Origin of the sequence: Streptomyces tamarix, from assembly GCF_032423885.1 — a bacterium.
GTDB classification, from domain to species: Bacteria; Actinomycetota; Actinomycetes; order Streptomycetales; family Streptomycetaceae; genus Streptomyces; species Streptomyces tamarix.
The window spans coordinates 1-26,843 of the sequence record NZ_JAWCTQ010000023.1 but is presented as its reverse complement, the minus strand read 5'-3'; the positions used below and the strand labels follow the sequence as shown (position 1 = coordinate 26,843).

General features: G+C 72.0%; 20 protein-coding genes. 9 read left to right on the top strand and 11 right to left on the bottom strand.

What is annotated here, in order from left to right; translation table 11 throughout:
* Positions 1–69: 69 nt before the first annotated feature.
* Entirely contained in the window at positions 70–1,581 is a 1,512-nt protein-coding gene (dop, locus tag RND61_RS18825) for a depupylase/deamidase Dop (RefSeq protein ID WP_315879160.1), read from the bottom strand.
* Positions 1,582–1,842: 261 nt separating this feature from the next.
* Positions 1,843–3,609, bottom strand: a complete 1,767-nt coding sequence (gene arc / locus RND61_RS18820; RefSeq protein WP_315879159.1) for a proteasome ATPase — start codon at positions 3,607–3,609, stop codon at positions 1,843–1,845.
* A gap of 254 nt (positions 3,610–3,863) precedes the next feature.
* Between arc and RND61_RS18815 the strand changes: the two genes are divergently transcribed.
* Positions 3,864–4,175, top strand: coding sequence for a ferredoxin (locus RND61_RS18815; protein WP_315879158.1), 312 nt, complete (start codon positions 3,864–3,866; stop codon positions 4,173–4,175).
* A 7-nt stretch (positions 4,176–4,182) separates the two neighbouring features.
* Here RND61_RS18815 and RND61_RS18810 read toward each other — a convergent pair whose 3' ends face one another.
* The 3 genes from RND61_RS18810 to RND61_RS18800 all read right to left on the bottom strand — a co-directional run bounded on the left by RND61_RS18810 (position 4,183) and on the right by RND61_RS18800 (position 7,175).
* Entirely contained in the window at positions 4,183–4,755 is a 573-nt protein-coding gene (locus RND61_RS18810) for a hypothetical protein (protein ID WP_315879157.1), read from the bottom strand.
* Positions 4,756–4,978: 223 nt separating this feature from the next.
* Positions 4,979–5,866, bottom strand: coding sequence for a tRNA (adenine-N1)-methyltransferase (locus RND61_RS18805; RefSeq protein ID WP_315879156.1), 888 nt, complete (start codon positions 5,864–5,866; stop codon positions 4,979–4,981).
* A 55-nt stretch (positions 5,867–5,921) separates the two neighbouring features.
* A complete protein-coding gene (locus tag RND61_RS18800) occupies positions 5,922–7,175 on the bottom strand; it encodes a site-2 protease family protein (RefSeq protein WP_315879155.1) in 1,254 nt (417 codons plus the stop codon).
* 116 nt (positions 7,176–7,291) lie between these two features.
* Here RND61_RS18800 and RND61_RS18795 point away from each other — a divergent pair, with 116 nt between their 5' ends.
* A complete protein-coding gene (locus RND61_RS18795; protein WP_315879154.1) occupies positions 7,292–8,152 on the top strand; it encodes a RecB family exonuclease in 861 nt (286 codons plus the stop codon).
* Positions 8,153–8,161: 9 nt separating this feature from the next.
* Entirely contained in the window at positions 8,162–8,833 is a 672-nt protein-coding gene (locus RND61_RS18790; protein ID WP_189537148.1) for a response regulator, read from the top strand.
* A gap of 90 nt (positions 8,834–8,923) precedes the next feature.
* Here RND61_RS18790 and RND61_RS18785 read toward each other — a convergent pair whose 3' ends face one another.
* The 4 genes from RND61_RS18785 to metH form a co-directional block, all read right to left on the bottom strand.
* The gene (locus RND61_RS18785) at positions 8,924–10,513 is read right to left on the bottom strand and encodes an ABC transporter substrate-binding protein (protein ID WP_315879153.1); all 1,590 of its coding nucleotides are present in this window, start codon (positions 10,511–10,513) and stop codon (positions 8,924–8,926) included.
* Between the two features lie 38 nt (positions 10,514–10,551).
* The gene (locus RND61_RS18780) at positions 10,552–12,153 is read right to left on the bottom strand and encodes an ABC transporter substrate-binding protein (RefSeq protein WP_315879152.1); all 1,602 of its coding nucleotides are present in this window, start codon (positions 12,151–12,153) and stop codon (positions 10,552–10,554) included.
* A 473-nt stretch (positions 12,154–12,626) separates the two neighbouring features.
* Positions 12,627–13,328, bottom strand: a complete 702-nt coding sequence (locus RND61_RS18775; protein ID WP_315879151.1) for an HAD family hydrolase — start codon at positions 13,326–13,328, stop codon at positions 12,627–12,629.
* A 202-nt stretch (positions 13,329–13,530) separates the two neighbouring features.
* On the bottom strand, positions 13,531–17,046 hold the full coding sequence (gene metH / locus RND61_RS18770; RefSeq protein ID WP_315879150.1) for a methionine synthase: 3,516 nt from the start codon (positions 17,044–17,046) through the stop codon (positions 13,531–13,533).
* Between the two features lie 239 nt (positions 17,047–17,285).
* On the opposite strand from metH, the gene RND61_RS18765 reads away from it, so the two are divergent.
* The 5 genes from RND61_RS18765 to RND61_RS18745 all read left to right on the top strand — a co-directional run bounded on the left by RND61_RS18765 (position 17,286) and on the right by RND61_RS18745 (position 23,256).
* Entirely contained in the window at positions 17,286–18,050 is a 765-nt protein-coding gene (locus tag RND61_RS18765) for an IclR family transcriptional regulator (protein WP_315879149.1), read from the top strand.
* A gap of 431 nt (positions 18,051–18,481) precedes the next feature.
* Positions 18,482–19,240 (top strand): MIP/aquaporin family protein, encoded by a 759-nt coding sequence (locus RND61_RS18760; RefSeq protein WP_315879148.1) that lies wholly within the window; start codon positions 18,482–18,484, stop codon positions 19,238–19,240.
* A 45-nt stretch (positions 19,241–19,285) separates the two neighbouring features.
* Positions 19,286–20,818 (top strand): glycerol kinase GlpK, encoded by a 1,533-nt coding sequence (gene glpK, locus RND61_RS18755; protein WP_315879147.1) that lies wholly within the window; start codon positions 19,286–19,288, stop codon positions 20,816–20,818.
* A gap of 6 nt (positions 20,819–20,824) precedes the next feature.
* Positions 20,825–22,435 carry a glycerol-3-phosphate dehydrogenase/oxidase gene (locus RND61_RS18750; protein ID WP_315879146.1) on the top strand — a complete coding sequence of 537 codons (1,611 nt, stop codon included), beginning with the start codon at positions 20,825–20,827 and terminating at the stop codon, positions 22,433–22,435.
* Between the two features lie 149 nt (positions 22,436–22,584).
* The gene (locus tag RND61_RS18745; protein ID WP_315879145.1) at positions 22,585–23,256 is read left to right on the top strand and encodes a FadR/GntR family transcriptional regulator; all 672 of its coding nucleotides are present in this window, start codon (positions 22,585–22,587) and stop codon (positions 23,254–23,256) included.
* A 31-nt stretch (positions 23,257–23,287) separates the two neighbouring features.
* On the opposite strand, the gene RND61_RS18740 is transcribed toward RND61_RS18745, so the two are convergent.
* Together RND61_RS18740 and RND61_RS18735 are read right to left on the bottom strand one after the other, a co-directional pair.
* Positions 23,288–24,055, bottom strand: coding sequence for an SDR family NAD(P)-dependent oxidoreductase (locus tag RND61_RS18740; RefSeq protein WP_315879144.1), 768 nt, complete (start codon positions 24,053–24,055; stop codon positions 23,288–23,290).
* Entirely contained in the window at positions 24,048–25,397 is a 1,350-nt protein-coding gene (locus RND61_RS18735; RefSeq protein WP_315879143.1) for an enolase C-terminal domain-like protein, read from the bottom strand. The genes RND61_RS18740 and RND61_RS18735 overlap by 8 nt, the downstream gene beginning before the upstream one ends.
* Positions 25,398–25,653: 256 nt before the next feature.
* Here RND61_RS18735 and RND61_RS18730 point away from each other — a divergent pair, with 256 nt between their 5' ends.
* Positions 25,654–26,814 carry a PAC2 family protein gene (locus tag RND61_RS18730; RefSeq protein ID WP_315879142.1) on the top strand — a complete coding sequence of 387 codons (1,161 nt, stop codon included), beginning with the start codon at positions 25,654–25,656 and terminating at the stop codon, positions 26,812–26,814.
* The last annotated feature ends 29 nt before the right edge of the window (positions 26,815–26,843 follow it).

Here is a 26,843-nt window from a genome sequence, read left to right as displayed (position 1 = left end):
TCGGCCCTGTCTTTCTCGACGTCCGGGGCCACTTCCATGATTCCCTGCGGTGGCCCCTTGAAGCGCTTCTCAGCCGCCCGAAAGGACCCGGACCAGCTCCTCGGCCGTGCGGCAGCGGTCCAGGAGCTCCTTCACGTGCTCCCGGGTCCCCCGCAGCGGCTCCAGCGTGGGCACCCGCTGCAGGGAGTCGCGGCCGGGGAGGTCGAAGATCACCGAGTCCCAGGACGCCGCCGCCACGTCGTCCGCGTACTGCTCCAGGCAGCGGCCGCGGAAGTAGGCCCTCGTGTCCTCCGGAGGCTGCCTCTCGGCCCGCTCCACGTCCGCCTCGTCCAGGAGGCGCCGCATGCGCCCGCGGGCCGCCAGACGGTTGTACAGGCCCTTCTCGGGGCGCACGTCGGCGTACTGGAGGTCCACGAGGTGGAGGCGCGCGGCGTCCCAGCCGAGGCGGTCGCGGCGCCGGTACCCCTCCATGAGCTCCAGCTTCGCCACCCAGTCCAGTTCGCCGGCGAGGCTCATGGGGTCGCTCTCCAGCCGGCCGAGCGTGTCCTCCCAGCGGGCGAGGACGTCCACGGTCTGCTCGTCCGCGTCGGAGCCGAAACGGTTCTCGACGTACTTGCGCGCGAGCTCGCAGTACTCCATCTGGAGTTGTACGGCGGTCAGCGTCCGGCCGTTGCGGAGCGTGATCAGCCGCTGGAGCGTCGGGTCGTGCGAGACCTGGTGGAGCGTGCGCACGGGCTGGTCGAGGGCGAGGTCGACGGTGATGAAGCCGTCCTCGATCATCGACAGGACGAGCGCGGTCGTGCCGAGCTTCAGGTAGGTGGAGATCTCCGAGAGGTTCGCGTCGCCGATGATCACGTGGAGGCGGCGGTACTTCTCGGCGTCGGCGTGCGGCTCGTCGCGCGTGTTGATGATGGGCCGTTTGAGTGTCGTCTCCAGCCCGACCTCGACCTCGAAGTAGTCCGCGCGCTGGCTGATCTGGAAGCCGTGCTCCTGGCCGTCCTGGCCGATGCCGACGCGGCCGGCGCCGGTGACGACCTGGCGGGAGACGAAGAAGGGCGTGAGGTGGCGCACGATGTCCGAGAAGGGGGTCTCCCGCTTCATCAGGTAGTTCTCGTGCGTGCCGTAAGAGGCGCCCTTGTTGTCGGTGTTGTTCTTGTAGAGGTGGATGGGCTGGGCGCCGGGGAGCTGGGCGGCCCGTTCGGCGGCCTCGGCCATGATCCGCTCGCCGGCCTTGTCCCACAGGACGGCGTCGCGGGGGTTGGTGACCTCGGGGGCGCTGTACTCCGGGTGGGCGTGGTCCACGTAGAGGCGGGCGCCGTTGGTCAGGATGACGTTGGCGAGGCCGATGTCCTCGTCGGTGAGCTGGCTGGAGTCGGCGGCCTCGCGGGCGAGGTCGAAGCCGCGGGCGTCCCGCAGCGGGTTCTCCTCCTCGAAGTCCCAGCGGGCGCGGCGCGCCCGGTGCATCGCCGCCGCGTAGGCGTTGACGATCTGGGACGAGGTGAGCATGGCATTGGCGTTCGGGTGACCGGGGACGGAGATCCCGTACTCCGTCTCGATGCCCATTACTCGCCGTACGGTCATGCGGCCCTCCTTGCCCGGCGCCGTCCCCGCGCGGGAACGGCGCCCGAGTACCGGTTCTCCGATGCGTGTGCGGTGCCCGACCCCGCACTGCGCGATTCGGCGGTACGGATGAGCCTAGAGCGCCTTTGCGCTGGGGGGGAGATCAATTGTGTCATTGCTCCGGTGTGGTCCGTATCTGGCGGTATCCCGTGGAACGCAGCCGGCTGCGGATGTCCTCCCCTTCCGGGGTCCGGGGACATCCGCAGCCGGTTCTGCGCGCTCCTACAGGTACTGGCCGGTATTCGCCACCGTGTCGATGGAGCGCCCGGTGTCCGCGCCCTGCTTTCCGGTGACGAGGGTGCGGATGAAGACGATCCGCTCGCCCTTCTTTCCGGAGATGCGGGCCCAGTCGTCCGGGTTGGTGGTGTTGGGCAGGTCCTCGTTCTCCTTGAACTCGTCCACGCACGCCTGGAGGAGGTGGGAGACGCGGATGCCCTTCTGGTTCTGGTCGAGGTACGCCTTGATGGCCATCTTCTTCGCCCGGTCGACGATGTTCTGGATCATCGCACCGGAATTGAAGTCCTTGAAGTACAGGACTTCCTTGTCGCCGTTGGCGTACGTGACCTCCAGGAACCGGTTCTCCTCGGATTCCGCGTACATCTGCTCCACGACCGACTGGATCATGGCCTGCGCCGCGGCCTCCTTGGAGCCGTTGTGCTCGGCGAGGTCGTCCGCGTGGAGCGGCAGCGACGGGGTGAGGTACTTGGCGAAGATGTCCTTGGCGGCCTCGGCGTCCGGGCGCTCGATCTTGATCTTCACATCGAGGCGGCCGGGGCGGAGGATCGCCGGGTCGATCATGTCCTCACGGTTGGAGGCGCCGATGACGATGACGTTCTCGAGTCCTTCGACACCGTCGATCTCGGCGAGCAGCTGCGGGACGATGGTGTTCTCCACGTCCGAGCTGACGCCGGAGCCGCGGGTGCGGAAGAGGGACTCCATCTCGTCGAAGAAGACGATGACGGGGGTGCCCTCCGACGCCTTCTCGCGGGCCCGCTGGAAGACCAGGCGGATGTGCCGCTCGGTCTCGCCGACGTACTTGTTGAGGAGCTCCGGGCCCTTGATGTTGAGGAAGTAGCTCTTGCCGGCGGGCTGCCCGGTGACCTCGGCGACCTTCTTCGCAAGGGAGTTGGCGACGGCCTTGGCGATGAGCGTCTTGCCGCAGCCGGGCGGGCCGTACAGCAGGATGCCCTTCGGGGGCCGGAGCTCGTGCTCCTTGAAGAGGTCGGGGTAGAGGTACGGGAGCTCGACCGCGTCGCGGATCAGTTCGATCTGGTTGCCCAGGCCGCCGATCTTGTCGTAGTCGACGTCCGGGACCTCTTCGAGGACGAGTTCCTCGACCTCGCTCTTGGGGATGACCTCGTAGACGTAGCCGGATCGGGGATCGAGCAGGAGGGCGTCGCCGGGCCGGATGGTGACGTCCAGCAGGGGCTCGGCGAGCCGTACGACTCGTTCCTCGTCGGTGTGGCCGATGACCAGGGCGCGCTCGCCGTCCTCGAGGATCTCCTTGAGGGTGACGATGTCCCCGGCGCGCTCGAACTCCATGGCCTCGACCACGTTGAGCGCTTCGTTGAGCATGACTTCCTGGCCCCGCTGGAGCTGGTCGAGCTCGACGCTGGGGCTGACGTTCACGCGGAGCTTGCGGCCACCGGTGAAGATGTCGCACGTGCCGTCCTCGTTGGCCTGCAGGAAGACGCCGAAGCCGGCCGGTGGCTGGGCAAGGCGGTCGACCTCCTCCTTGAGGGCCACGATCTGGTCGCGGGCCTCACGGAGTGTGTTGGCGAGCCGCTCGTTCTGCGCGGACACGCCGGCCAGGTTGGTCTGCAGCTCGACGATCCGCTCTTCGAGAATCCTCGTGTGTCGCGGAGAGTCGGCGAGCTTGCGTCGCAGGACGGCGATTTCCTGCTCGAGATAGGCAACCTGGCCGGCGGGGTCATCAGACCCCCGCCCCGGCCGGATGCCGCGGTTGATGTCGTCGTCGTGGGCTGCCACGGTCCTCACCTCCTCCAAGGGGAGCTGGACGCTTCCAGACCCTACCTGCGTGGGTGGAGATTGAAACCCCTAGATCACAAAGACTCTCGAGGTGTGTCCGATCTTCACCCTTGCGCTCTCCCCCACCTCAAGGGAATACCCACCCATCAACATCGGAAAGCGGCCGGTTGTATCGTCGTCAGTGGCCAACACCCGTCAGGGCGGGCCGGACTTACTTCTCGACGCTTCACCCGAGGCAGGAAACGGCAGGGCATATGACCGCGCAGCACGAGGCCCCCACCACGGCCGCCGGAGAGGCTCTGGAGGTCTGGATCGACCAGGATCTCTGTACCGGGGACGGGATCTGCGCCCAGTACGCGCCCGAGGTGTTCGAGCTCGACATCGACGGACTGGCCTACGTCAAGAGCGCCGACGACGAACTGCTCCAGGAGCCGGGCGCGACCACGCCGGTGCCGCTGCCGCTGCTGCAGGACGTGGTGGACTCGGCCAAGGAGTGCCCCGGCGACTGCATTCACGTACGGCGGGTTTCGGACAGGGTCGAGGTGTACGGCCCGGACGCCGAGTAGCCGTCCGTCAGCCGTGGGTGGCGGTGGCGCGGAGGAACGCGCCGCCGGACCACCGCCATTCGGCGGCCTCGCGCTCGTCGGGGCAGCAACGGGGGACGTCGGGGGACGAGTAGCCGAGCAGGGTCGCCATGACGACGCCGTCACGCACGGCGAGGTCGCCGACGGAGAGGGCGTCCGCGGGGTCGACGAGGGTCGCCACGACGCGGGCGGCCCCGGTCCCTCCGGCCCCGCGGGTGAGGACGTACAGGCCGTGGGGAGGGGTGCCGGAACCGGCCTGGCAGTGGGCCGCGGCGACGGTCTCGGGCCGGCCGTCGCCGTCCAGGTCGCCGGTGGCCGTCCTGGGCACGACCGTGGGGGCTCCGGCGCAGGTCAGCGGGTAGGTCGCGGTGGCCGCGTCGGGGGCGGGGGCGCCGGCGGCGGAGGCCGGTCGGGCAGGCGCCGCGGGGTCGGTGGCGAGGGCCGGGCCGGGCTGTACGAGGCCGGCCAGGGCGATGACGCAGGCCGTGGCGGCGGCGGTCGCGAGCCAGTGCGCGGGGCGGGCGTGGGTGTGCGCGAGGTCCGGGACGGCGGAGGTCTGCACGCGGGCTGTCTCCTGTGGTCGTGCGGTGGCGGTGGGTGGCGCCGCCGGGAGTGGCCAGCATCGTGCCACACGTCACAGGTGCCCGGAACCGGGGGGGTGGCCGCCATGTCGGTCGGCGGGTACGGGCGTCGTGCGCCGCTCGGGTGAACGCGGCGGCACCGCCGGGGAGTTTCCCGTCCGGCGGGGGAACTCCTCGGCGGCGCCGCCGTGTTGCGGGTGGGGGTCAGCCCTTGTTGGGGCCTTCGTAGTCCTCGCCGTAGGCGCCCTTGGCGGGGCGGCGGCGGCGCATGGGCGGCTCGACGCCGTCCGCGAGACGCCGGGCGGTCACGAGGAAGCCCGTGTGACCGATCATGCGGTGGTCCGGGCGGACGGCCAGGCCCTCGACGTGCCAGTTGCGGATCATCGACTCCCAGGGCTGCGGCTCGGCGTAGCAGCCGATCTCGCGGATGGACTCGACGGTCCGGGCGAGCTGGGTGGTCGTCGCGACGTAGCAGCAGAGGATGCCGCCGGGGACGAGGGCCTTGGAGACCGCCTCCAGGCACTCCCAGGGGGCGAGCATGTCCAGGATGACGCGGTCGACGTCGGTGTCGGTGAGGTTGTCCTGGAGGTCGCCGACGGTGAGCTGCCAGGCGGGGTGGGGGCCGCCGAAGTAGCGCTCCACGTTCGCCTTGGCGATCTCCGCGAAGTCCTCGCGGCGCTCGTAGGAGTGGAGCATGCCGCTGTCGCCGATGGCGCGGAGCAGGAAGCTGCTGAGCGAGCCCGAGCCGACGCCGGCCTCCACGACGCGGGCGCCGGGGAAGATGTCGGCGAAGGCGAGGATCTGGCCCGCGTCCTTCGGGTAGACGACTGCGGCCCCGCGGGGCATGGACAGGACGTAGTCGGGGAGCAGGGGGCGCAGCGCGAGGTAGGCGACGTTTCCCGTGGTACGGACAACACTGCCCTCGGGGGCGCCGATCAGCTCGTCGTGCGGGAAGGAACCCTTGTGGGTGTGGAAGTTCTTCCCGGCCTCGAGCGTGAACGTGTAGTGGCGTCCCTTGGGGTCGGTGAGCTGGACCTGGTCCCCGACCTTGAAGGGCCCGCGACGGCGGGCGGCACCGGTCGGTTCGGACATGTGACCAGGGTACCCGGCGGTGGCGGGGGCCCCGACCACGGTGCCGGGGCCGAGGTCAGCGGGGAGTGGTGCCCGGGCGGGCCATGGCCTGGACGAAGGCGCGCTCGACGTCGGCGGTGGACAGCACGCCGTACACCTCGCCGGTGTCCTCGACGACGAGGTACTCGGTGGCGGGGGTCTCGCGGAGCTTGTCGAGGAGGGCTTCGCCGGCGAGGTCGGCGGGGACCCGCATGCCGTCCGTGAGGTCCTGGGCGAGGCCGCTGACGGCGACCCAGGGGCGGCGGTGCTGGGGGACGCCGACGATGGCGGCCTCGCGGACGAGGGCGGTCGGCTCGCCCTGGCCGTCGACGACGACGAGGGCGCGGGCGCCGGCCTCGTTGGCGCGGCGGAGCGCCTCGGAGAGGGGGGTGTCGGGGGGTACGGGGACGGCGCGGCGGGTGAGGGCGCGGGCCCGCAGGTCGGGGAGGCGTTCGCGGAGGCGGGCCATGCGGAGGCTGTTGCCGGCGCCGGTCCAGATGATCGCGGCGAGGATGGCGGCGAGGAGCGCGTCCATGACCGTGTCCATGCCGTTGAGGTCGCCGGTGTCGCCGAGGGCGCCGGTCTGGGTGAGCAGGGGCAGGCCGACGAGGACGGCGACGGCGAGGGCGCGGCCGACCCAGGCGGCGGCGACGGTGCCGCTCATGGGGTTGCCGGTGACCTTCCAGACGACGGCGCGGAGCATGCGTCCGCCGTCGAGGGGGAGGCCGGGCAGGAAGTTGAAGGCGGCGACGATCAGGTTGGAGATCATCAGGCCGGCGAGGAGGACGCCGGGGACCGTGCCGGGCTCGACGGCGTGCAGGCCGGCGTAGAAGACGCCGGCGAGCAGGAGGGAGAGGAAGGGGCCGACGAAGGCGAGGACGAATTCGCGGCCCGGGGTCTCGGACTCCTTCTCGATCTCGGAGACGCCGCCGAAGAACTGGAGCTGGATGCGGCGGACCGGGAGCCCGAAGCGGAGCGCGGCGACGGTGTGGGCGAGCTCGTGGACGAGGACCGAGGCGTAGAAGGCGACGGCGAAGAACAGCGAGACCAGGTAGCGGGCGCTGCCCAGCTCGGGCAGGACGCGGTCGAGCTGGCCGCCGAAGACCCAGGTGATGAGGGCGGCGACGAGGAACCAGCTGGGGGCGACGTAGACGGGCACGCCGAAGATCCGGCCCATGAGCAGGCCGCCGCCGGGCCCGTCGGCGCGGCGCTTCCTGTCGGGGCCGGGGGCGTCTGCGGCGGGCTCGGACCGCGGGCGCGTGCCCTCGCCGCTCTCGTCGTCCTGGTTCACGGGTTCCCTTCGGCGTGGGGGTGGTGGGGCGTCTCCCGCTCGATCACGCGGTGTGCGGTGGTCTGCCGTCGATGGTATGCCGACGGCTGTCGGTGGCGGGTCGTAGGGTCTGAGTCATGACTTCGAGTCCGCAGGCGCCCGTGTCGCTCTCGCCGTCCCGTGCCGGCGACTTCATGCAGTGTCCGCTGCTGTACCGGTTCCGGGTGATCGACAAGCTGCCGGAGAAGCCGAGCCCGGCGGCGACGCGGGGCACGCTGGTGCACGCGGTGCTGGAGCGCCTCTTCGACGACCCGGCGGCGGAGCGTACGGTTCCGAAGGCACGGGCGATGGTCCCCGGGCAGTGGGACCGGCTGCTGGAGGCGCGTCCGGAGCTGGCGTCGCTGTTCGAGGACGACGCGGACGGGCAGCGGCTGGCGCGCTGGCTGCGGGAGGCCGAGGACCTGGTCGAGCGGTGGTTCACGCTGGAGGACCCGACGCGGCTGGAGCCGGCGGAGCGGGAGCTGTTCGTGGAGGCGGAGCTGGAGTCGGGGCTGCGGCTGCGGGGCGTGATCGACCGGGTCGACGTGGCGCCGTCGGGCGAGGTGCGGATCGTCGACTACAAGACGGGCAAGGCGCCGCGTCCGGAGTACGGGGACGCCGCGCTGTTCCAGATGACGTTCTACGCGCTGGTCGTGTGGCGGCTGAAGGGGGTGCTGCCGCGGCGGCTGCAGCTGGTGTACCTGGGCAGCGGCGACGTGGTGACGTACGACCCGGTGATGGCGGACCTGCGGCGGGTGGAGCGGAAGCTGCTGGCGCTGTGGGAGGCGATCCGGGAGGCGACGGAGACGGGCGACTGGCGGCCGCGGCCGACGAAGCTGTGCGGCTGGTGCGACCACCAGGCGTTCTGTCCCGAGTTCGGGGGGACTCCCCCGGTCTACCCGCTGCCGGTGCGACCGGCCGGGTCGGGGCAGAATGGGCCGGGTCCAGCGATCCCTTAAGGAGTGCCCGTGGCCATCCGCGTCCTACTGGTCGACGACCAGCCGCTGCTGCGTACCGGTTTCCGGATGATTCTGGAGGCGGAGCAGGACCTCGCGGTGGTGGGTGAGGCCGGGGACGGCCTACAGGCGCTCGAACAGGTGCGGGCGCTCCAGCCGGACGTGGTGCTGATGGACGTCCGGATGCCCCGGATGGACGGGGTGGAGGCGACGCGGCAGATCACGGGGCCGGGGCGGGACGGGCCGGCGAAGGTGCTGGTGCTGACCACGTTCGACCTGGACGAGTACGTGGTGGAGGCGCTGCGGGCGGGGGCGAGCGGGTTCCTGCTGAAGGACGCCCCGGCGAACGAGCTGGTGCAGGCGATCCGGGTGGTGGCGGCCGGCGAGGCGATGCTGGCGCCGAGCATCACGCGGCGGCTGCTGGACAAGTACGCGGGGCACCTGCCGTCGGGGGACGAGCCGGTGCCGGACGCGCTGAACACCTTGACGGAGCGCGAGGTGGAGGTGCTGAAGCTGGTGGCTCGGGGGCTGTCGAACGCGGAGATCGCGGCGGACCTGTTCGTGTCGGAGACGACGGTGAAGACGCACGTGGGCCACGTGCTGACGAAGCTGGGCCTGCGGGACCGGGTGCAGGCGGCGGTGTACGCGTACGAGAGCGGCCTGGTGCGGCCGGGCGCGCAGTAGCCGGCCGCCGCCCCGCGCGGGGCGGCACGGGGACGGCGCCCCGCGCGGTGGGTCCGCGGGGGCGCCGGCGCCGTGCGGGCGGAGCGGGCGTCAGCCCTTCTTGATCTCCCAGAACCGGAACACGGTGGACGCGTCGAGGGTCCACTCCAGACCGGTGATCGTGTTGTGGGCGACGGCGTACTGCTTGGCCTGCCAGAGCGGGAGGAGGGGGACGTCCTCGGCGACGAGGTCCTGGAGCCGGTCGAAGTCGTCCTGGGCGGAGCTGCGGTCGGCGGCCGCCGCGGTGTCCGGGATGATCTCGCCGGTGATCCTGTCGTTCTCGTAGTGGTTGCCGAGGACGTTGCCCTCGCCGAAGAACGGCTGGGTGAAGTTGTCCGGATCCGGGTAGTCGGGGACCCAGCCCTTGATGTACACGCCGTACTTGCCGGCCTTGATGTCCTTCTCGTACTGGTCGTACTCGACGGACTTCACGTCGGCCTGGAACAGCCCGCTGTCGTTGAGCTGCTTGGCGATGGCCTCGACCTGCTCGTCCGTGCCGGGGCCGTAGCGGCTGGGCGTGGAGTAGAGGGTGATCTCGACCTTGTCCTTGATGCCCTCCTCCTGGAGGGCCTTCTTCGCGAGGTCGGGCTGCGGGCGGTCGCCGTAGCGGTCGAAGAAGGCGGTGTTGTGGCCGAGGATGCCGGCGGGGACGATCGAGTACAGCGGGGTCGCCGTGGACTGGTAGACGTCCTGGACGAGCGCCTGGCGGTCGACGAGGTGGGCGATGGCCTTGCGGACGCCGAGCTTGCCGGCGACCGGGTCCTTCATGTTGAAGACCAGGTGCTGGACCTCGGCGCTGGAGCCCTCGATGACCTCGATGCCCTTCTGGCCGGCCGTCGGGGAGCCGTTGAGCTTCTGGATGTCGTCGGCGGCGAGGCCGCGGTAGGCGACGTCGACGTCGCCCTTCGTCAGACCTTCGGCCAGGGCCTTGCGGTCGCCGTTGTAGAACTTCAGGGTGATGCCGTCGTTCTTGACCTTGGCGGCGCCCTGGTACTCCGGGTTGACGGAGAAGACGGCCTTCTCGTCGCTGAAGGACTCCAGCTTGTACGGGCCGGAGCCGACGGCCTTGCCGTCGGTGCGGAGGCCGTCGGCCGGGTACTCGCGGTGGTCGACGATGGAGCCGGCGCCGGAGGCGATCTTGCTGGGGAAGGTGGCGTCGGGCACCTTGAGGGTGAAGACGACGGTCCTGTCGTCGGGGGCCTCGATCTTGTCGATGGTGGAGAGGAGCGGGCCGGGCCCGTTCTCGTCGTCGATCTTCAGGGCGCGCTCGAAGGAGAACTTGACGTCCTCGGCGGTGAGCGGGTTGCCGTTGCTGAACTTCAGGCCGTCGCGGAGGGTGCAGCGGTAGACGGTGCTGGCGCCCTTGTCGAACTCGCACCTCTCGGCGGCTTCCGGCTGGGGCGTGGTGGCGCCCTTGGGGAAGCTCAGCAGGGACTGGAAGACGTTGTTGAACAGCAGCCAGGAGCCGGGGTCGTACCCGGTGGCGGGGTCGGTGGCCAGGACCTCGTCGGACATGCCGACGACGATCGTCCCGGCGCCGTCACCGGCACCGGCGTCCTTGTCGGTGCCGCAGCCGCTGAGCGTGGCGGCCGCGAGTCCCGCGGCGAGCGGGGCCGTCAGCCACTTGTTGTGTGCCTTCACTGGAACCTTGCCTCTGGATCTCTTCGGTACAGCAGGGGTCAGGCGTTTCCTCGGCCGAGCTCCCAGAGCTGGAGGTCCGAGGAGGTGTTGAGGGCCCATTCGACGCCGGTGAGGGTGTCGCGGGAGGCGACGTACTGCTTGCCCTGCCAGAGCGGGAGGACCGGGACGTCGTCGGCGACGATGTCCTGGAGCCGCTTGAAGGACGGGGCCGCGGCGGCGCGGTCGGCCTCGCGGCGGGAGGCGGGGATGAGCCGCTCGCGGGCCTCGGCGTTGGCGTAGGGCGTGTTGAGGAAGTTGTCGGCGTCGAGGAACGGCGCGACGTAGTTGTCCGGGTCCGGGAAGTCGGGGAACCAGCCGAGGCCGTAGGCGGCGTAGTCGCCGCGCTTCTGGGCGGGTCGGAAGGCGGACCACTCGACGCCCTGGACGGTCACGTCGAACAGGCCGCTCTCGTTGAGCTGGTCGCGCAGGGCGGCGAACTCCTTGGCGGTCGCGGCGCCGTAGTGGTCGGTCGTGTAGTGCAGGGTCAGCTCGACCGGGGTGTGGACACCGGCGTCGCGCAGGATGCCGGCGGCCTTGTCGCGGCTGGGCTCGCCGTACTTGTTGAAGAACGAGTTGCTGTGGGCGACGATCGTCGAGGGGATGAGGGAGTACAGCGGCGTCGCGGTGGGGCCGTACACGTTCTGGGCGATGCGGTCGCGGTCGACGAGGGCGGCCACGGCCTGGCGCACGGCCTTGTCCTTGACGGGGGGCGCCTCGGTGTTGAAGGCGAGGTAGCGGATCTCCAGGCCGGGGACCTCGGTGAGCTTGACGCCTTCCCGGGGGCGGGCGTCGAGCTCCTTGATCTGCTCGGGCTCCAGGGTGCGGGTCATCATGTCGATGTCGCCGGCCTCCAGCGCCTCGCCCATGGCGTCGGCGTCGGCGAAGGAGCGCAGCTCGACGCCGTCGTTGCGGACCTTGACGTCGCCCTTGTAGTGGGGGTTCCTGGTGAAGGCGACGCTGACGAGGCGTCCGTCGCGGACCTCGGGCTTCATCGTGTACGGGCCGGAGCCGTCGACCTGGAAGCCCTCGCGGAGCTCGGTGGCGCCGTACTTGTCGCTGCTGACGATGCCGGCGACGGGCGTGGCGAGCTTGTACGGGAAGGTGGCGTCGGGCGTCTTCAGGTGGAAGACGACCTCGCGGTAGCCCTTGGCCTCGACCGTGTCGATGTTGGAGAGGAGTCCGGCGGCGCCGTTGTCGGACTTGATGGCCAGGACGCGCTCGATGGAGTACGTGACGTCGCGGGCGGTGACGGGCTTGCCGTCGGAGAAGACGAGGTCCTCGCGGAGCAGGCAGCGGTAGCTCTCGCTGGCGCTGTCGGTGAACTGGCACTGGGAGGCCGCGTCGGGGACGGGACGGCCGCCGCCGCGCGGGATGCGCGTCAGGGTCTGGACGGTCTGGCGCAGCACGTTCCAGACGCCGGTGTCGTACGCGTAGGCCGGGTCGAAGGGGGCCGGGGAGTCCGGGGAGGCGGCGAACCGGTCGGTGGTCCCGACGACGATGTCGCTGCCTCCGGCGGCCCCGCCCGTCTCGGTGCCGCAGGCGGCGAGGAGGGGGGCCAGCAGTCCGGCGATCGCCGGCAGCGCCAAGGTCTTGCGGTTCATGGGGGTCGTACTCCTGGTCCGGCACGGGGTGGTGCGTGTGCGGAGCCTCCGCCGCGGGCGCCCGGTGGGGCGCGGCGATCGGGCCGGGTACGAACGATCGGTCCCGTGTTCACCACCGCTTTGTGGCGGCGGCGGCACGGGGAAAGTGCGGCGGGGTGCTCGCCGGAAAGATTAGTGGCATCGCCACTAATCCCGGACCGGCGCGGAGTTGAGGGGTCATCAGAAATCGATCTTCGACCGTGACCGTACGGCTCGAACGCGCCGGAATGTTTCGTACACGGCCTGATGAATCCGGACACATGGGCACGCCTGAAGCACCCCGATCCGGACGGGTGTGCGGTTGCGGGCGCCTGGGCGGCGCCACGCTGCGTGACCAAGGTCACGTGAGGCGGCTTTCCGGGCCGTCACGGAAAAGGCATGCTCCGGCGCCGAGAGTTTTTCCCCAATTCACCGGGACACGCTGGGTGCGCGGCTCAGTCCATTCCCGTGATCAAAGCGCGCAGAAAGCGGAGATCCACTTCTTCGAGGGAGCCGACGACGACCCGGCCGTCGGCGGGCGCGATGGGGGCGAGGGACGGGACGGCGACGACCCGGCAACCGGCCGCCTCGGCGGCGGCGACCCCGGTGGCCGTGTCCTCGACCACGGCGCACCGGGCCGGGTCGGCGCCGACGCGGCGGGCGGCGAGGAGGTACGGGTCGGGGTGCGGCTTCGTCCGGGGCACCTCGTCTCCGGCGACCGTGAGGGTGAAGTGGTCGGCGCCCAGGGAGCACAGGACGCGGTCGATGATCCGGCGGTGGGAGGCGGAGACCAGCGCCGTGGGCACGGCGTGCTCGGACAGCTCGGCCAGGAGTCTGGCGGCGCCGGGCATGAGGGGGACGCCGTCGTCGATGCGCTCCTCGAACCGGTCGTTGAGGAGCGTGGTCAGCTCGGGGAGGGTGATGTCGGCGCCCGTGGCCTCGATGAGGTAGCCGGCGCTGCGGGCCATGGGCCCGCCGACGACGATGTCGCGCCAGGACTCGTCCAGCTCGTGGCCGAGCTCCCGGAAGACCGCGGCCTCCACGTCCCACCAGAAGCCCTCGGTGTCGACGAGCGTGCCGTCCATGTCGAGGAACACGGCCTGCAGGGCCGACCCGTCGGCCGTTCGGGTCAGGGACGCGGGGACCGTACTGGTCATCGGCACACCTCCGTGGGGACGAGAAGGCCGGTCGCGCCCCCTGCCGGGACTCCCGGCGGGGATACGCGACCGGCCTGCTGTGGACCGACCAGTGTACGACGCCCCGCACCGGCGCGCCCCGCGGCGGACGCGGCACGCCGGTCGGGCCGGCGGGCGCTGCCGGGCGCACCGGGCGCCACCGGGGTCAGCGGGGTCAGCGGGGTCAGCGGGCGTTGAAGTACTTCGCCTCCGGGTGGTGGATGACGATGGCGTCGGTGGACTGCTCGGGGTGGAGCTGGAACTCCTCGGAGAGGTGGACGCCGATCCGTTCGGGCCGCAGCAGGTCCGCGATCTTGGCGCGGTCCTCCAGGTCGGGGCAGGCGCCGTAGCCGAGGGAGAAGCGCGCGCCGCGGTACTTGAGCGCGAACATGTCCTCGACGTCGGCGGGGTCCTCGCCGGCGAAGCCGAGCTCGGCCCGGACGCGGGCGTGCCAGTACTCGGCGAGGGCCTCGGCGAGCTGGACGGACAGGCCGTGCAGCTCCAGGTAGTCGCGGTAGGCGTCGGAGGCGAACAGCTCGGCGGTGGCCTCGCCGATGCGGGAGCCGACGGTGACGACCTGGAAGCCGACGACGTCGGTCTCGCCGGACTCCTCGGGGCGGAAGAAGTCGGCCAGGCAGAGGCGACGGCCGCGGCGCTGGCGGGGGAAGGTGAAACGGGTGCGCTCGTTGCCGGCCTCGTCGAGGACGATGAGGTCGTCGCCCTTGGACACGCAGGGGAAGTAGCCGTAGACGACGGCCGCTTCGAGCAGGTTGCGCGTCTGGAGCTGGTCGAGCCAGCCGCGCAGGCGGGGGCGGCCCTCGGTCTCGACGAGCTCCTCGTACGAGGGGCCCTCGCCGGTCCGGTTCTGCTTGAGGCCCCACTGGCCCTTGAACAGGGCGCCCTCGTCGAGCCAGCCGGCGTACTCCTTGAGCTGGACGCCCTTGATGACGCGGGTGCCCCAGAACGGCGGCTCGGGCACGGGGTTGTCGGTGGCCACGTCGGAGCGGACGCCGGTCTCCGGCTCGGGCTCCTCGACGGAGGCGGTGGCGCGGACGCGGCGCTGCCGCAGTTCGGGGAGCGCGGCGCCGGGGACGCCCCGCTTGACGGCGATGAGGGCGTCCATGAGGCGCAGGCCCTCGAAGGCGTCGCGGGCGTAGCGGACCTCGCCCTGGTAGATCTCGTGGAGGTCCTGCTCGACGTAGGCGCGGGTGAGGGCGGCGCCGCCGAGGATGACGGGGTACTTGGCGGCGAGGCCGCGCTGGTTGAGCTCCTCCAGGTTCTCCTTCATGATCACGGTCGACTTGACGAGGAGTCCGGACATGCCGATGACGTCGGCCCGGTGTTCCTCGGCGGCTTCGAGGATCGCGGAGACGGGCTGCTTGATGCCGAGGTTGACGACGGTGTAGCCGTTGTTGGACAGGATGATGTCGACGAGGTTCTTGCCGATGTCGTGGACGTCGCCGCGGACGGTGGCGAGGACGATGGTGCCCTTGCCCTCGGTGTCCGCCTTCTCCATGTGCGGTTCGAGGTGGGCGACGGCGGTCTTCATGACCTCGGCCGACTGGAGGACGAACGGCAACTGCATCTGGCCGGATCCGAACAGGTCGCCGACGACCTTCATGCCGTCCAGGAGGGTGTCGTTGACGATGTCGAGGGCCTTGCGGGTGCGCAGGGCCTCGTCGAGGTCGGCTTCGAGCCCGTTCTTCTCGCCGTCGATGATGCGGCGCTTGAGGCGCTCCTCCAGCGGGAGGGCGGCGAGCTCCTCCGCCTTGCCGGCCTTGAGGGACTTGGCGGTGGCGCCCTCGAACAGCTCCATGAGCCTCTGGAGGGGGTCGTAGCCCTCCCGGCGGCGGTCGTAGATCAGGTCGAGGGCGGTGGTGACCTGCTCCTCGTCGAAGCGGGCGATCGGCAGGATCTTGGAGGCGTGGACGATCGCGGAGTCGAGGCCGGCCTTGACGCACTCGTCGAGGAAGACGGAGTTGAGCAGGATGCGGGCGGCCGGGTTGAGGCCGAAGGAGATGTTGGACAGGCCGAGGGTGGTCTGCACGTCGGGGTGGCGGCGCTTGAGTTCGCGGATGGCCTCGATGGTGGCGATGCCGTCCTTGCGGGACTCCTCCTGGCCGGTGCAGATGGTGAAGGTGAGGCAGTCGACGAGGATGTCCTCCTCGCGGATGCCCCAGTTGCCGGTGAGGTCGGCGATCAACCGCTCCGCGATCTCGACCTTCTTCTCCGCGGTGCGGGCCTGGCCCTCCTCGTCGATGGTGAGGGCGATGAGCGCGGCGCCGTGCTCCCGGGCGAGGCCGGTGACCTTGGCGAAGCGGGACTCGGGGCCGTCGCCGTCCTCGTAGTTGACGGAGTTGATGACGGCGCGCCCGCCGAGCTTCTCCAGGCCGGCGCGCAACACCTCGACCTCGGTGGAGTCGAGGACGATGGGCAGGGTGGAGGCGGTGGCGAAGCGGCCGGCGAGCTCCTCCATGTCCGCGACGCCGTCGCGGCCCACGTAGTCGACGCACAGGTCGAGCATGTGGGCGCCCTCGCGGATCTGGTCGCGGGCCATCTCGACGCAGTCGTCCCAGCGACCTTCGAGCATGGCCTCGCGGAACTTCTTGGAGCCGTTGGCGTTGGTCCTCTCGCCGATCGCGAGGTACGAGGTGTCCTGCCGGAACGGCACGCTCTGGTAGAGGGAGGCGGCGCCCGGCTCGGGGCGCGGGTCGCGGGGCGCGGGGGCGAGGCCGCGTACGCGTTCGACGACCTGGCGCAGGTGCTCGGGGGTGGTGCCGCAGCAGCCGCCGACGAGCGACAGCCCGTACTCGCGGACGAAGGTCTCCTGGGCGTCGGCGAGCTCGGGGGCGCCGAGCGGGTAGTGGGCGCCGTCCTTGCCGAGGACGGGGAGGCCCGCGTTGGGCATGCAGGAGAGGGGGACGCGGGAGTGGCGGGCGAGGTAGCGCAGGTGCTCGCTCATCTCGGCGGGGCCGGTGGCGCAGTTCAGACCGATCATGTCGATGCCGAGGGGTTCGAGCGCGGTGAGCGCGGCGCCGATCTCCGAGCCGAGGAGCATGGTGCCGGTGGTCTCGACGGTGACGGAGACGATGAGCGGCACGTCGACGCCGAGGGCCTCCAGGGCGCGGCGGGCGCCGAGGACGGCGGCCTTGGTCTGGAGGAGGTCCTGGGTGGTCTCGACGAGGAGGGCGTCGGCGCCGCCGGCGACCAGGCCCTCGGCGTTGCTCTGGTAGGCGTCGCGGAGGGTGGTGTACGGGGCGTGGCCGAGGGTGGGCAGCTTGGTGCCGGGGCCCATGGAGCCCAGGACCCAGCGCTGCCGGCCGCTGGCGGCGGTGTGCTCGTCGGCGACCTCGCGGGCGATGCGGGCGCCCGCCTCCGAGAGCTCGTGGACCCGGTGGGCGATGTCGTACTCGGCGAGGGCGGCGAAGTTGGCGCCGAAGGTGTTCGTCTCGACGCAGTCGACGCCGACGGCGAAGTAGGCGTCGTGGACGGCGCGGACGATGTCGGGCCGGGTGAGGTTGAGGATCTCGTTGCAGCCTTCGAGGTTCTCGAAGTCGTCGAGGGTGGGGTCCTGAGCCTGGAGCATCGTGCCCATGGCTCCGTCGGCGACGACCACTCGCGTGGCGAACGCGTCACGGAGCGCGGCTGCTCGGGCGCCACTGTCGGCGGACGTGGGGGAAGGGGTCGGCAACGAGGCCATGGAGATGCTCCCTGAGGTGCGACGGCTGTCGGCTTTGCGTCTCCGGGGGGAGGCGCACGTCGTCAGCGTAGCCGCCATCCACCGGGGCGGACACGCCGTCCCATGTGACGGACGGCATGCTTGGCGGGGTCGAAGACCGGCCAGGTGGCGCGTACACCGTCTCGTCGTGTGGCCGGAGGTCGGCAACGACCGATACTGTTCAGCATTGTCGAACCGTGGAGTGAAGGAGCAGGCCGGGGATGGCGAAGAACATCCAGTCGCTTGAGCGGGCGGCGGCGATGCTGCGGTTGCTCGCGGGCGGAGAGCGCCGGCTGGGTCTCTCCGACATCGCCTCGTCGCTCGGCCTGGCCAAGGGGACGGCCCACGGCATCCTGCGCACGCTGCAGGCGGAGGGGTTCGTCGAACAGGACGCGGCGTCCGGCCGGTACCAGCTCGGAGCGGAGCTGCTGCGGCTCGGCAACAGCTACCTGGACGTGCACGAGCTGCGGGCGCGGGCGCTCGTGTGGACGGACGACCTGGCCAGGTCGAGCGGCGAGAGCGTGCACCTGGGCGTCCTCCACCAGCACGGGGTGCTGGTCATCCACCACGTCTTCCGGCCGGACGACAGCCGCCAGGTGCTGGAGGTGGGCGCGATGCAGCCGCTGCACTCCACGGCGCTGGGGAAGGTGCTGTCGGCGTACGACCCGGTGGCGCACAGCGAGGCCGTGGAGGTGGAGCGCAAGGCGTTCACGTCCCGCACGGTCACGGCGCTGGACGACTTCGAGGAGCTGCTGGACCTGACGCGGGCGCGCGGCTGGGCCGCGGACGTGGAGGAGACCTGGGAGGGCGTCGCGTCGGTGGCGGCGCCCATCCACGACCGGCGGCGGATGCCGGTGGGGGCCGTGGCCATCACCGGGGCCGTCGAGCGGATCTGCGACCGGGGCGAGCTGCGCCCGGAGCTGGTCACCGCCGTGCGCGCGTGCGCGCGCGCCGTCTCGCGCGATCTGGGCGCCGGGCGCTTCTGACCCCGGCGCCCCCGCGCTCCACCATCCCCGCCCCCCCACTCCTCCGCCCCGCCGCTCCCGCGCCCGGGCCGCCCGCCGCCCGGCCGCGCCGGCACCCCGGTCCCCTCCGCGGCCTCGCGTCCGCCCTCCCGGGGCACCCGCCCTCCACCCCGCCCCACCGGCCCGCGCCGCCCGGACGTGGCGGCCGGACGTGGCGGCCGTACGCCACGGGCCCGGTAACGATCGGGTTTCCGAGGCGCGAAGCCTTGACGTGCCCTTGACCCGGGGACAAAACTGCCGTCCATCGGTCGGCATTGTCGAACACCTACCGGAAATACACGCTAGAGTGTGGCAACGCCAGGAGGCCGGCACCGCCCTCACCCCGAGGGCACGGACCACCGGAGGGACCCGGGGTTCGCCTTTCCCCTGGACGAAGGACAAAGGAGTCGCGGGTGTCCAGCTCCGACATCTTCATCGGCGAGACCATCGGTACCGCCGTGCTCATCCTCCTCGGCGGGGGCGTCGTCGCCGCCGACGTGCTCAAACGCTCGAAGGCGCAGAACACCGGCTGGCTCGCCATCACCCTCGGGTGGGGCTTCGCGGTCATGACCGCCGTCTACATGACCGGTTCCCTCTCCGGCGCCCACCTGAACCCGGCGGTGACCGTCGGCATCGCCCTCAAGGACGGGGAGTGGGGCGACGTCCCCTTCTACTTCGCCGGCCAGCTCCTCGGCGCCATGATCGGCGCCGCGCTCGTGTGGGTGGCCTACTACGGCCAGTTCCAGGCCCACCTGACCGACCCGGAGACCGCCTCGAAGCCCGCCGTCGAAGGCCCCGGCCCGGTGCTCGGCGTCTTCTCCACCGGCCCCGAGATCCGCAACGTCTGGCAGAACCTCGCCACGGAGGTCCTCGGCACCCTCGTGCTCGTCCTGGCCGTCCTCACCCAGGGCCTCAACGAGGGCGGCAAGGGCCTGAACGCCCTCGGCGGCCTGATCGTCGCCCTCGTCGTCGTCGGCATCGGCCTGTCGCTCGGCGGCCCGACCGGTTACGCCATCAACCCGGCGCGCGACCTCGGCCCCCGCATCGTGCACGCCCTGCTGCCCCTGCCCAACAAGGGCGGTTCCGACTGGGGTTACGCCTGGATCCCCGTCGTGGGCCCGCTGATCGGCGCCGCCGCGGCCGCGGGCGTCTACTCCCTCGCGTTCGCCTGAGCCCAGCCGACCCGACCCGACCACCGACTCCGAGGAGCACACCCCATGACCGCCACGGCCTCCCGCGGCACCGGCCCCTTCATCGCCGCCATCGACCAGGGCACCACCTCCAGCCGCTGCATCGTCTTCGACCGCGACGGGCGCATCGTCTCCGTCGACCAGAAGGAGCACCGGCAGATCTTCCCGAAGCCCGGCTGGGTCGAGCACGACGCCGCCGAGATCTGGACCAACGTCCAGGAGGTCGTCGCCGGCGCCATCGAGAAGGCCGGCATCACCGCCGCCGACGTCAAGGCCATCGGCATCACCAACCAGCGCGAGACCACGCTGTTGTGGGACAGGAACACCGGTGAGCCCGTCCACCACGCGATCGTCTGGCAGGACACCCGCACCGACGCGCTGTGCAAGGAGCTCGGCCGGAACGTCGGCCAGGACCGCTTCCGCCGCGAGACCGGCCTCCCGCTGGCCTCCTACTTCGCCGGCCCGAAGGTCCGCTGGCTCCTCGACCACGTCGAGGGCCTGCGCGAGCGCGCCGAGCGCGGCGAGATCCTCTTCGGCACCATGGACTCCTGGGTCATCTGGAACCTGACCGGCGGCGTCGACGGCGGCCGGCACGTGACCGACGTCACCAACGCCTCCCGCACCCTGCTGATGAACCTCCACACGATGGAGTGGGACGACAGGATCCTGCACTCCATGGAGGTGCCCGCCGCGGTCCTCCCGGAGATCCGCTCCTCCGCCGAGGTGTACGGGCACGTCAAGGGCGGGGTCCTGGACGGCGTCCCCGTCGCCTCCGCGCTCGGCGACCAGCAGGCGGCCCTGTTCGGGCAGACCTGCTTCGCGGAGGGCGAGGCCAAGTCGACGTACGGCACCGGCACCTTCATGCTGATGAACACCGGCGACAAGGTGATCAACTCGTACAGCGGGCTGCTCACCACCGTCGGCTACCGGATCGGCGACGACAGGCCGGTCTACGCCCTGGAGGGCTCCATCGCCGTCACCGGCTCGCTCGTCCAGTGGATGCGCGACCAGATGGGCCTCATCAGCACCGCGGCCGAGATCGAGACCCTGGCCCTGTCCGTCGAGGACAACGGCGGCGCCTACTTCGTGCCGGCCTTCTCCGGGCTGTTCGCCCCGTACTGGCGCTCCGACGCCCGCGGCGTGATCGCCGGCCTGACCCGGTACGTCACCAAGGCGCACATCGCCCGCGCCGTGCTGGAGGCCACGGCGTGGCAGACCCGCGAGATCACCGACGCCATGACCAAGGACTCCGGCGTCGAGCTGTCCGCGCTGAAGGTCGACGGCGGCATGACCTCCAACAACCTGCTGATGCAGACCCTCTCGGACGTCCTGGACGCGCCCGTCGTGCGCCCGATGGTCGCCGAGACGACCTGCCTCGGCGCGGCCTACGCCGCCGGCCTGGCCGTCGGCTTCTGGCCCGACACCGACGCGCTGCGGGCCAACTGGCGGCGGGCCGCCGAGTGGACCCCCCGCATGGACGCGGAGACCCGCGACCGCGAGTACAAGAACTGGCTCAAGGCCGTCGAGCGGACCATGAGCTGGATCGAGGACGAGGAGTAGAGCGACATGACCACCCTGCAGAGCGTCCCCGCCCTCGGGACGCACCCGGCTGCCGGCACCCTGCCGAGCCGCGCCGAGACCCGGGAACTGCTGTCCAGGGCGACCTACGACCTCCTGGTCGTCGGCGGCGGCATCCTCGGGATCTCCACCGCCTGGCACGCCGCCCAGTCCGGGCTGCGGGTGGCCCTGGTGGACGCCGGCGACTTCGCCGGCGCCACCTCCTCCGCCTCCTCCAAGCTGCTCCACGGCGGTCTGCGCTACCTGCAGACCGGCGCGGTGAAGCTGGTCGCGGAGAACCACTTCGAGCGCCGCGCGGTCTCCCGGCAGGTCGCCCCGCACCTGGCGAACCCGCTCACCTTCTACCTCCCGGTGTACAGGGGCGGGCCGCACGGCGCGGCGAAGCTCGGCGCGGGCGTCTTCGCGTACTCGGCGCTCTCCGCCTTCGGCGACGGCGTCGGCCACCTCCTCGGCCCGGCGAAGGCCGCGCAGGACGTGCCGGAGCTGCGCACCGACGGCCTGAAGGCCGTCGCCGTCTACGGCGACGACCAGATGAACGACGCCCGGATGGCGCTCATGACGGTCCGCGCGGCCGTCGAGGCGGGCGCCACCGTCCTCAACCACGCCGCCGTCACCGGCCTGCGGCTCACCCGGGGCCGCGTCACCGGCGCCGACCTGGTCGACCGGCTCGACGGCACCGAGTTCGGCGTCGACGCCCGGCTCGTGCTCAACGCGACCGGCCCGTGGGTCGACCACCTCCGCCGGATGGAGGACCCGAACGCGGCCCCGTCCATCCGCCTGTCGAAGGGCGCGCACCTCGTCCTGAAGCGGACCTCGCCGTGGCGGGCCGCGCTCGCCACGCCGATCGACAAGTACCGCATCACCTTCGCCCTCCCCTGGGAGGACATGCTGCTGCTGGGCACCACCGACGAGGAGTACGAGGGCGACCCGGGGGACGTCGCGGTCGAGGAGAAGGACATCGCCCAGATCCTGGACGAGGCCGCCTTCTCCATCCGCGACCGGCAGTTGGACCGCTCCTTGATCACGTACGCCTTCGCCGGTCTGCGGGTGCTGCCCGGCGGCCCCGGCGACACGTCGAAGGCGAAGCGCGAAACGGTCGTCACCGAGGGCCGGGGCGGCATGCTCTCGGTCGCCGGCGGCAAGTGGACCACGTTCCGCCACATCGGCCGCACGGTCATGAACAAGCTGGCCGCGCTGCCCGGACGGCCGCTCGCCGACGACATGGAGCCGATCGCCCGCCTGCCCAAGAAGCTCCCGCTGCCCGGCATCGCCAACCCGAACGCGGTCGCGCACCGGCTGCTCGTCGACGGGGGGACGCCCGGCCCCCGCATGGCCGCCGACACCGCCCGCCACCTGGCGACGCACTACGGCTCGCTGTCGTTCGACATCGCGCGCATGGCGTACGAGGACCCGGCGCTGGCGGCGCGCATACACCCGGACGCCCCGGAGATCTGGGCGCAGGTCGCCTACGCCCGCGACCGCGAGTGGGCCGAGACGGCGGACGACGTGCTGCGCCGCCGTACGACGCTGACGATCCGCGGCCTGGTCACGGACGAGATCCGCGACCGGGTCGAGGCCATGCTGGCCGAGCGGCCCTGACCCTCCCCGGGCCCCCGGCTCCCCCGGCCGGGGGTCCGTCCCGGCAGGGGTCCGGCCGGGCGAGGGGGGCGGCTCCTGCGCGAGCCGCCCCCCTTGTACGCTCGCACAGCTCACACATCGGATGTCTGAGAGGCAGTGAGGGGCGCGCCATGGCCGTGACCGACGAGGCGATCGAGAAGATCAAGGAAATGATCGTCTCCGGCGCGCTGCGCCCCGGGGACCGGCTGCCCAGGGAGAGCGAGCTCGCCGCGGAGCTGGGCCTGTCCCGGAACTCGCTGCGCGAGGCGGTGCGCGCGCTGTCGCTGATCCGTGTCCTCGACGTCCGGCAGGGCGACGGCACGTACGTGACGAGCCTGGACCCGCGGCTGCTGCTGGAGGCGCTGAGCTTCGTCGTGGACTTCCACCGCGACGACACGGTGTTGGAGTTCCTGGCGGTGCGCCGCATCCTGGAGCCCGCGGCGACCGCGATGGCCGCGCACCGGATCGGCGCGGCCGACCTGGACGTGCTGGAGGCGGCGCTGGACGCGCTGGGCGCCGAGCCGTCCGTGGACGACCTGGTCGCTGCGGACCTGGACTTCCACCGGCGGATCGTGGGCGCGTCGGGCAACACCGTGCTGTGCTCGTTGCTGGACGGCCTGTCCGGGCCGACGACGCGGGCCCGGGTCTGGCGCGGGCTCACCCAGGAGGACGTCGTGGGCCGGACGCTGTACGAGCACCGGGCGATCCTGACCGCGCTGCGGGACCGGGACGCCGAGGCGGCCCGGTCGTGGGCGACGGTGCACATCGCGAGCGTCGAGCAGTGGCTGCGGGCGGTGCTCTGAGCCCGCCGGTGTCACGTGGCCGGGCGCGGCGTCACGTGGCCGGGCGCAGCCGCAGGCCCTGCATGCCGCCGTCGACGGCGAGCGCGGTGCCGGTGACGGACGCGGCGGCGGGACTCGCCAGGTAGGCGACGGCGGCGGCGACCTCCTCGGCCGTGACGAGCCGGCCCATCGGCTGGCGGGCTTCGAGGGCGGCGCGTTCGGCGGCCGGGTCGGGGGCGCGGTCGAGGAGCCGGGTGACCCAGGGCGTGTCGGCGGTGCCGGGGTTGACGCAGTTGACGCGGATCCCGTCGCGGACGTGGTCGGCGGCCATGGCGAGGGTCAGGGAGAGCACGGCGCCCTTGGAGGCCGAGTAGAGGGCGCGCTGCGGCAGTCCGGCGGTGGCGGCGACGGAGCAGGTGTGGGTCACCGACACCGCGCCGGGCCGCTCGGCGGCGGCGCGCCGCAGGTGGGGCAGGGTGTGCCGGGCGGTGCGGACGAGGCCCATGAGGTTGACGTCGAGGACGCGGTGCCACTCCTCGTCCGTCTGGTCCTCGACGGTGCCGACCGCGCCGATCCCGGCGTTGCCGACGACGGTGTGCAGGGACCCGAACGCGGCGACGGCGGCGGCGACCGCCTCCCGCACTCCGGTGTCGGAGGTCACGTCGGCGGTGAGGGCGAGCGTCCCGCCGGGCGCGCCCGAGGTGTCCCGGTCGAGGACGGCGACGCGGGCGCCGCGGGTGAGGAGTTCGCGGGCGACGGCGGCTCCGATGCCGGAGGCGCCGCCGGTGACGAGCGCGTTCAGTCCGTCGAGGTCACGCACGGCGGGTGTCCTTCCTGTCCTGCCAGACCGGTCCGTCCGGGTAGCGGTGGGCGGTGAGCGACTCGGGGCGCATCCGGGCGGAGAACCCGGGCGCGGTGGGGGCGGCGTACCGTCCGGCGCGGACGGTGACCGGGTCGGTGAAGTGCTCGTGGAGGTGGTCGACGTACTCGACCACCCGGTCCTCCAGGGTCCCGGACACGGCGACGTAGTCGAACATGGCGAGGTGCTGGACCAGTTCGCACAACCCCACTCCCCCGGCGTGCGGGCAGACGGGCACCCCGTACTTGGCGGCGAGGAGCAGGATGGCGACGTTGTCGTTGACCCCGGCGACGCGGGCGGCGTCGATCTGCACGAAGTCGACGGCGCCGGCCTGGAGGAGCTGCTTGAACAGGACGCGGTTGGCGCCGTGTTCGCCGGTGGCGACGGGGACGGGCTGGCCGGCGCGGATGGCGGCGTGGCCGAGGACGTCGTCGGGGCTGGTGGGCTCCTCGATCCAGTACGGGTCGTACGGGGCGAGTTCCGCGAGGCGCCGCAGCGCTTCGGGGACGTCCCAGCGCTGGTTGGCGTCGAGGGCGATGCGGATGCCGGGGCCGACGGCGGCGCGGGCCAGTGCCAGGCGGCGCACGTCGTCGCCGGGGTCGGCGCCGACCTTCAGCTTGATCTGGCCGAACCCCTCCTCGACGGCCTGCCGGGCGAGGCGGACGAGGGTCGCGTCGTCGTAGCCGAGCCAACCGGGGGAGGTCGTGTAGGCGGGGTAGCCCTCGGCGCGGAGGCGGGCGGCGCGTTCGGCACGGCCGGGTTCGGCGGCGCGGAGGAGGGCGAGGGCCTCGTCGGGGGTGAGGGCGTCGGTGAGGTGGCGGAAGTCGACGAGGGAGACCAGCTCCTCGGGGCTCATCCGGGAGAGGAACTCCCAGACGGGCAGCCCGGCGGCGCTCGCGGCCAGGTCCCAGGCGGCGTTGACGACGGCGCCGGCCGCCATGTGGACGACGCCCTTCTCCGGGCCGAGCCAGCGAAGCTGCGAGTCGTGGGTGAGGTCCCGGTGCAGGGCGGCGAGGTCGGCGGCGGTCCGGGGCGCGGGACGGCCGAGCACGTACGGGCGCAGCGCCGCGATGGCGGCGGCGGTGACGTCGTTGCCGCGGCCGATGGTGAACGCGAAGCCGTGGCCGTCCGGCCCGCGGTCCGTGCGCAGGACGACGTAGGCGGCGGAGTAGTCGGGATCGGGGTTCATGGCGTCGGAGCCGTCGAGGTGCTCGGAGGTGGGGAAGCGGACGTCGTGGACCTCGACCGCGGTGACGGTGGGCGGGGCGTCCGCGGTGTCCGGTGGGTGCGCCGTGTGTGCCATGCGTGCGGTACCTACCCTCGTGACATCGGATCTTTGAACAGTCCTCCGATGTATAGCGGCGCCCTGTCGAGACGTCCACCCCTTTCATCGCGTTCGAGGCCCCTTACCTCGGATGAATTCCGGGTGTTCCGAGGTCACCGCAGGGGTAGTCGTGGGAGGCCGGCACAGCACCCGGTCGTGTGCAAGTGGCTGCGGGCAGGGGTCCCGAACGCCGTAAGGTTGGTTCGTACGGACGGAACTTCGGAAGGAGGCCTGGGTGATCGAGCTCGAGGGGGTTCCCGAGCTGATCGACCCGGTCATGGTGGCCGCGTTCGAGGGCTGGAACGACGCCGGCGACGCCGCCTCCACCGCGGTCGCGCACCTGGAACGGGAGTGGAAGGGCGAGGTGTTCGCGGCGCTCGACGCCGAGGACTACTACGACTTCCAGGTCAACCGGCCCACGGTGTGGCTGGACGGCGGGGTGCGGAGGATCACCTGGCCCACCACCCGGCTGTCCGTGGTCCGCGTCGGCGGCGAGAAGCCGCGCGATCTGGTGCTGGTCCGCGGCATAGAGCCGTCGATGCGCTGGCGCTCGTTCTGCAACGAGCTGCTGGGCTTCGCCCACGAGCTGGGCGTGGAGATGGTCGTGATCCTCGGCGCGCTGCTCGGCGACACCCCGCACACGCGGCCGGTCCCGGTCAGCGGCGTCACGTCCGACCCGGACCTGGCGCGGCGGATGGAGCTGGAGGAGACCCGGTACGAGGGGCCGACGGGCATCGTCGGCATCCTCCAGGAGGCGTGCACGCACGCGGGTGTCCCGGCGGTCAGCCTGTGGGCGGCGGTGCCGCACTACGTGTCGCAGCCGCCCAACCCCAAGGCCACGCTGGCCCTGCTCAACCGGCTGGAGGACCTGATCGACCTGCGCATCCCGCTCGGCGAACTGGCCGAGGACGCCCGCGCCTGGCAGCTCGGCGTGGACCAACTCGCCTCCGAGGACAGCGAGGTGGCCGAGTACGTGCAGACGCTGGAGGAGGCGCGGGACACGGCCGAGCTGCCCGAGGCGTCGGGCGAGGCCATCGCCCGCGAGTTCGAGCGGTACCTGCGGCGGCGGGACGGCGGCCCGGGCACGGGCCCCGCGGCCGGACCGGGCGCGGCGGGCGGCCCCGGTGCCGGGCAGGCCGGGCTGCCCGGGGCGGCGGGCCACCCCGCGGAGGGCGGCGACGGCTCGTACCTGCGCGACCCGTCCGGCGGGCGCGCGCGCCCGCCGAAGCCCCCCAGGCGCGGAGTCGGCGACCGGCCGGACGAGGCCCGGGGCGGACAGGACGGCGGCCGGGACGGCGGCTCCGACAGCGCCTCTGAGGGCGGCTCCGAGGGCGGCTCGGACAGCGGCTCCGGGGAGGGCCCCGGGAACGGTGGCCGCGAGGGCTCGGCGGAGTAGGACCCGGCGGTTCACGGCGGGGCGGCACC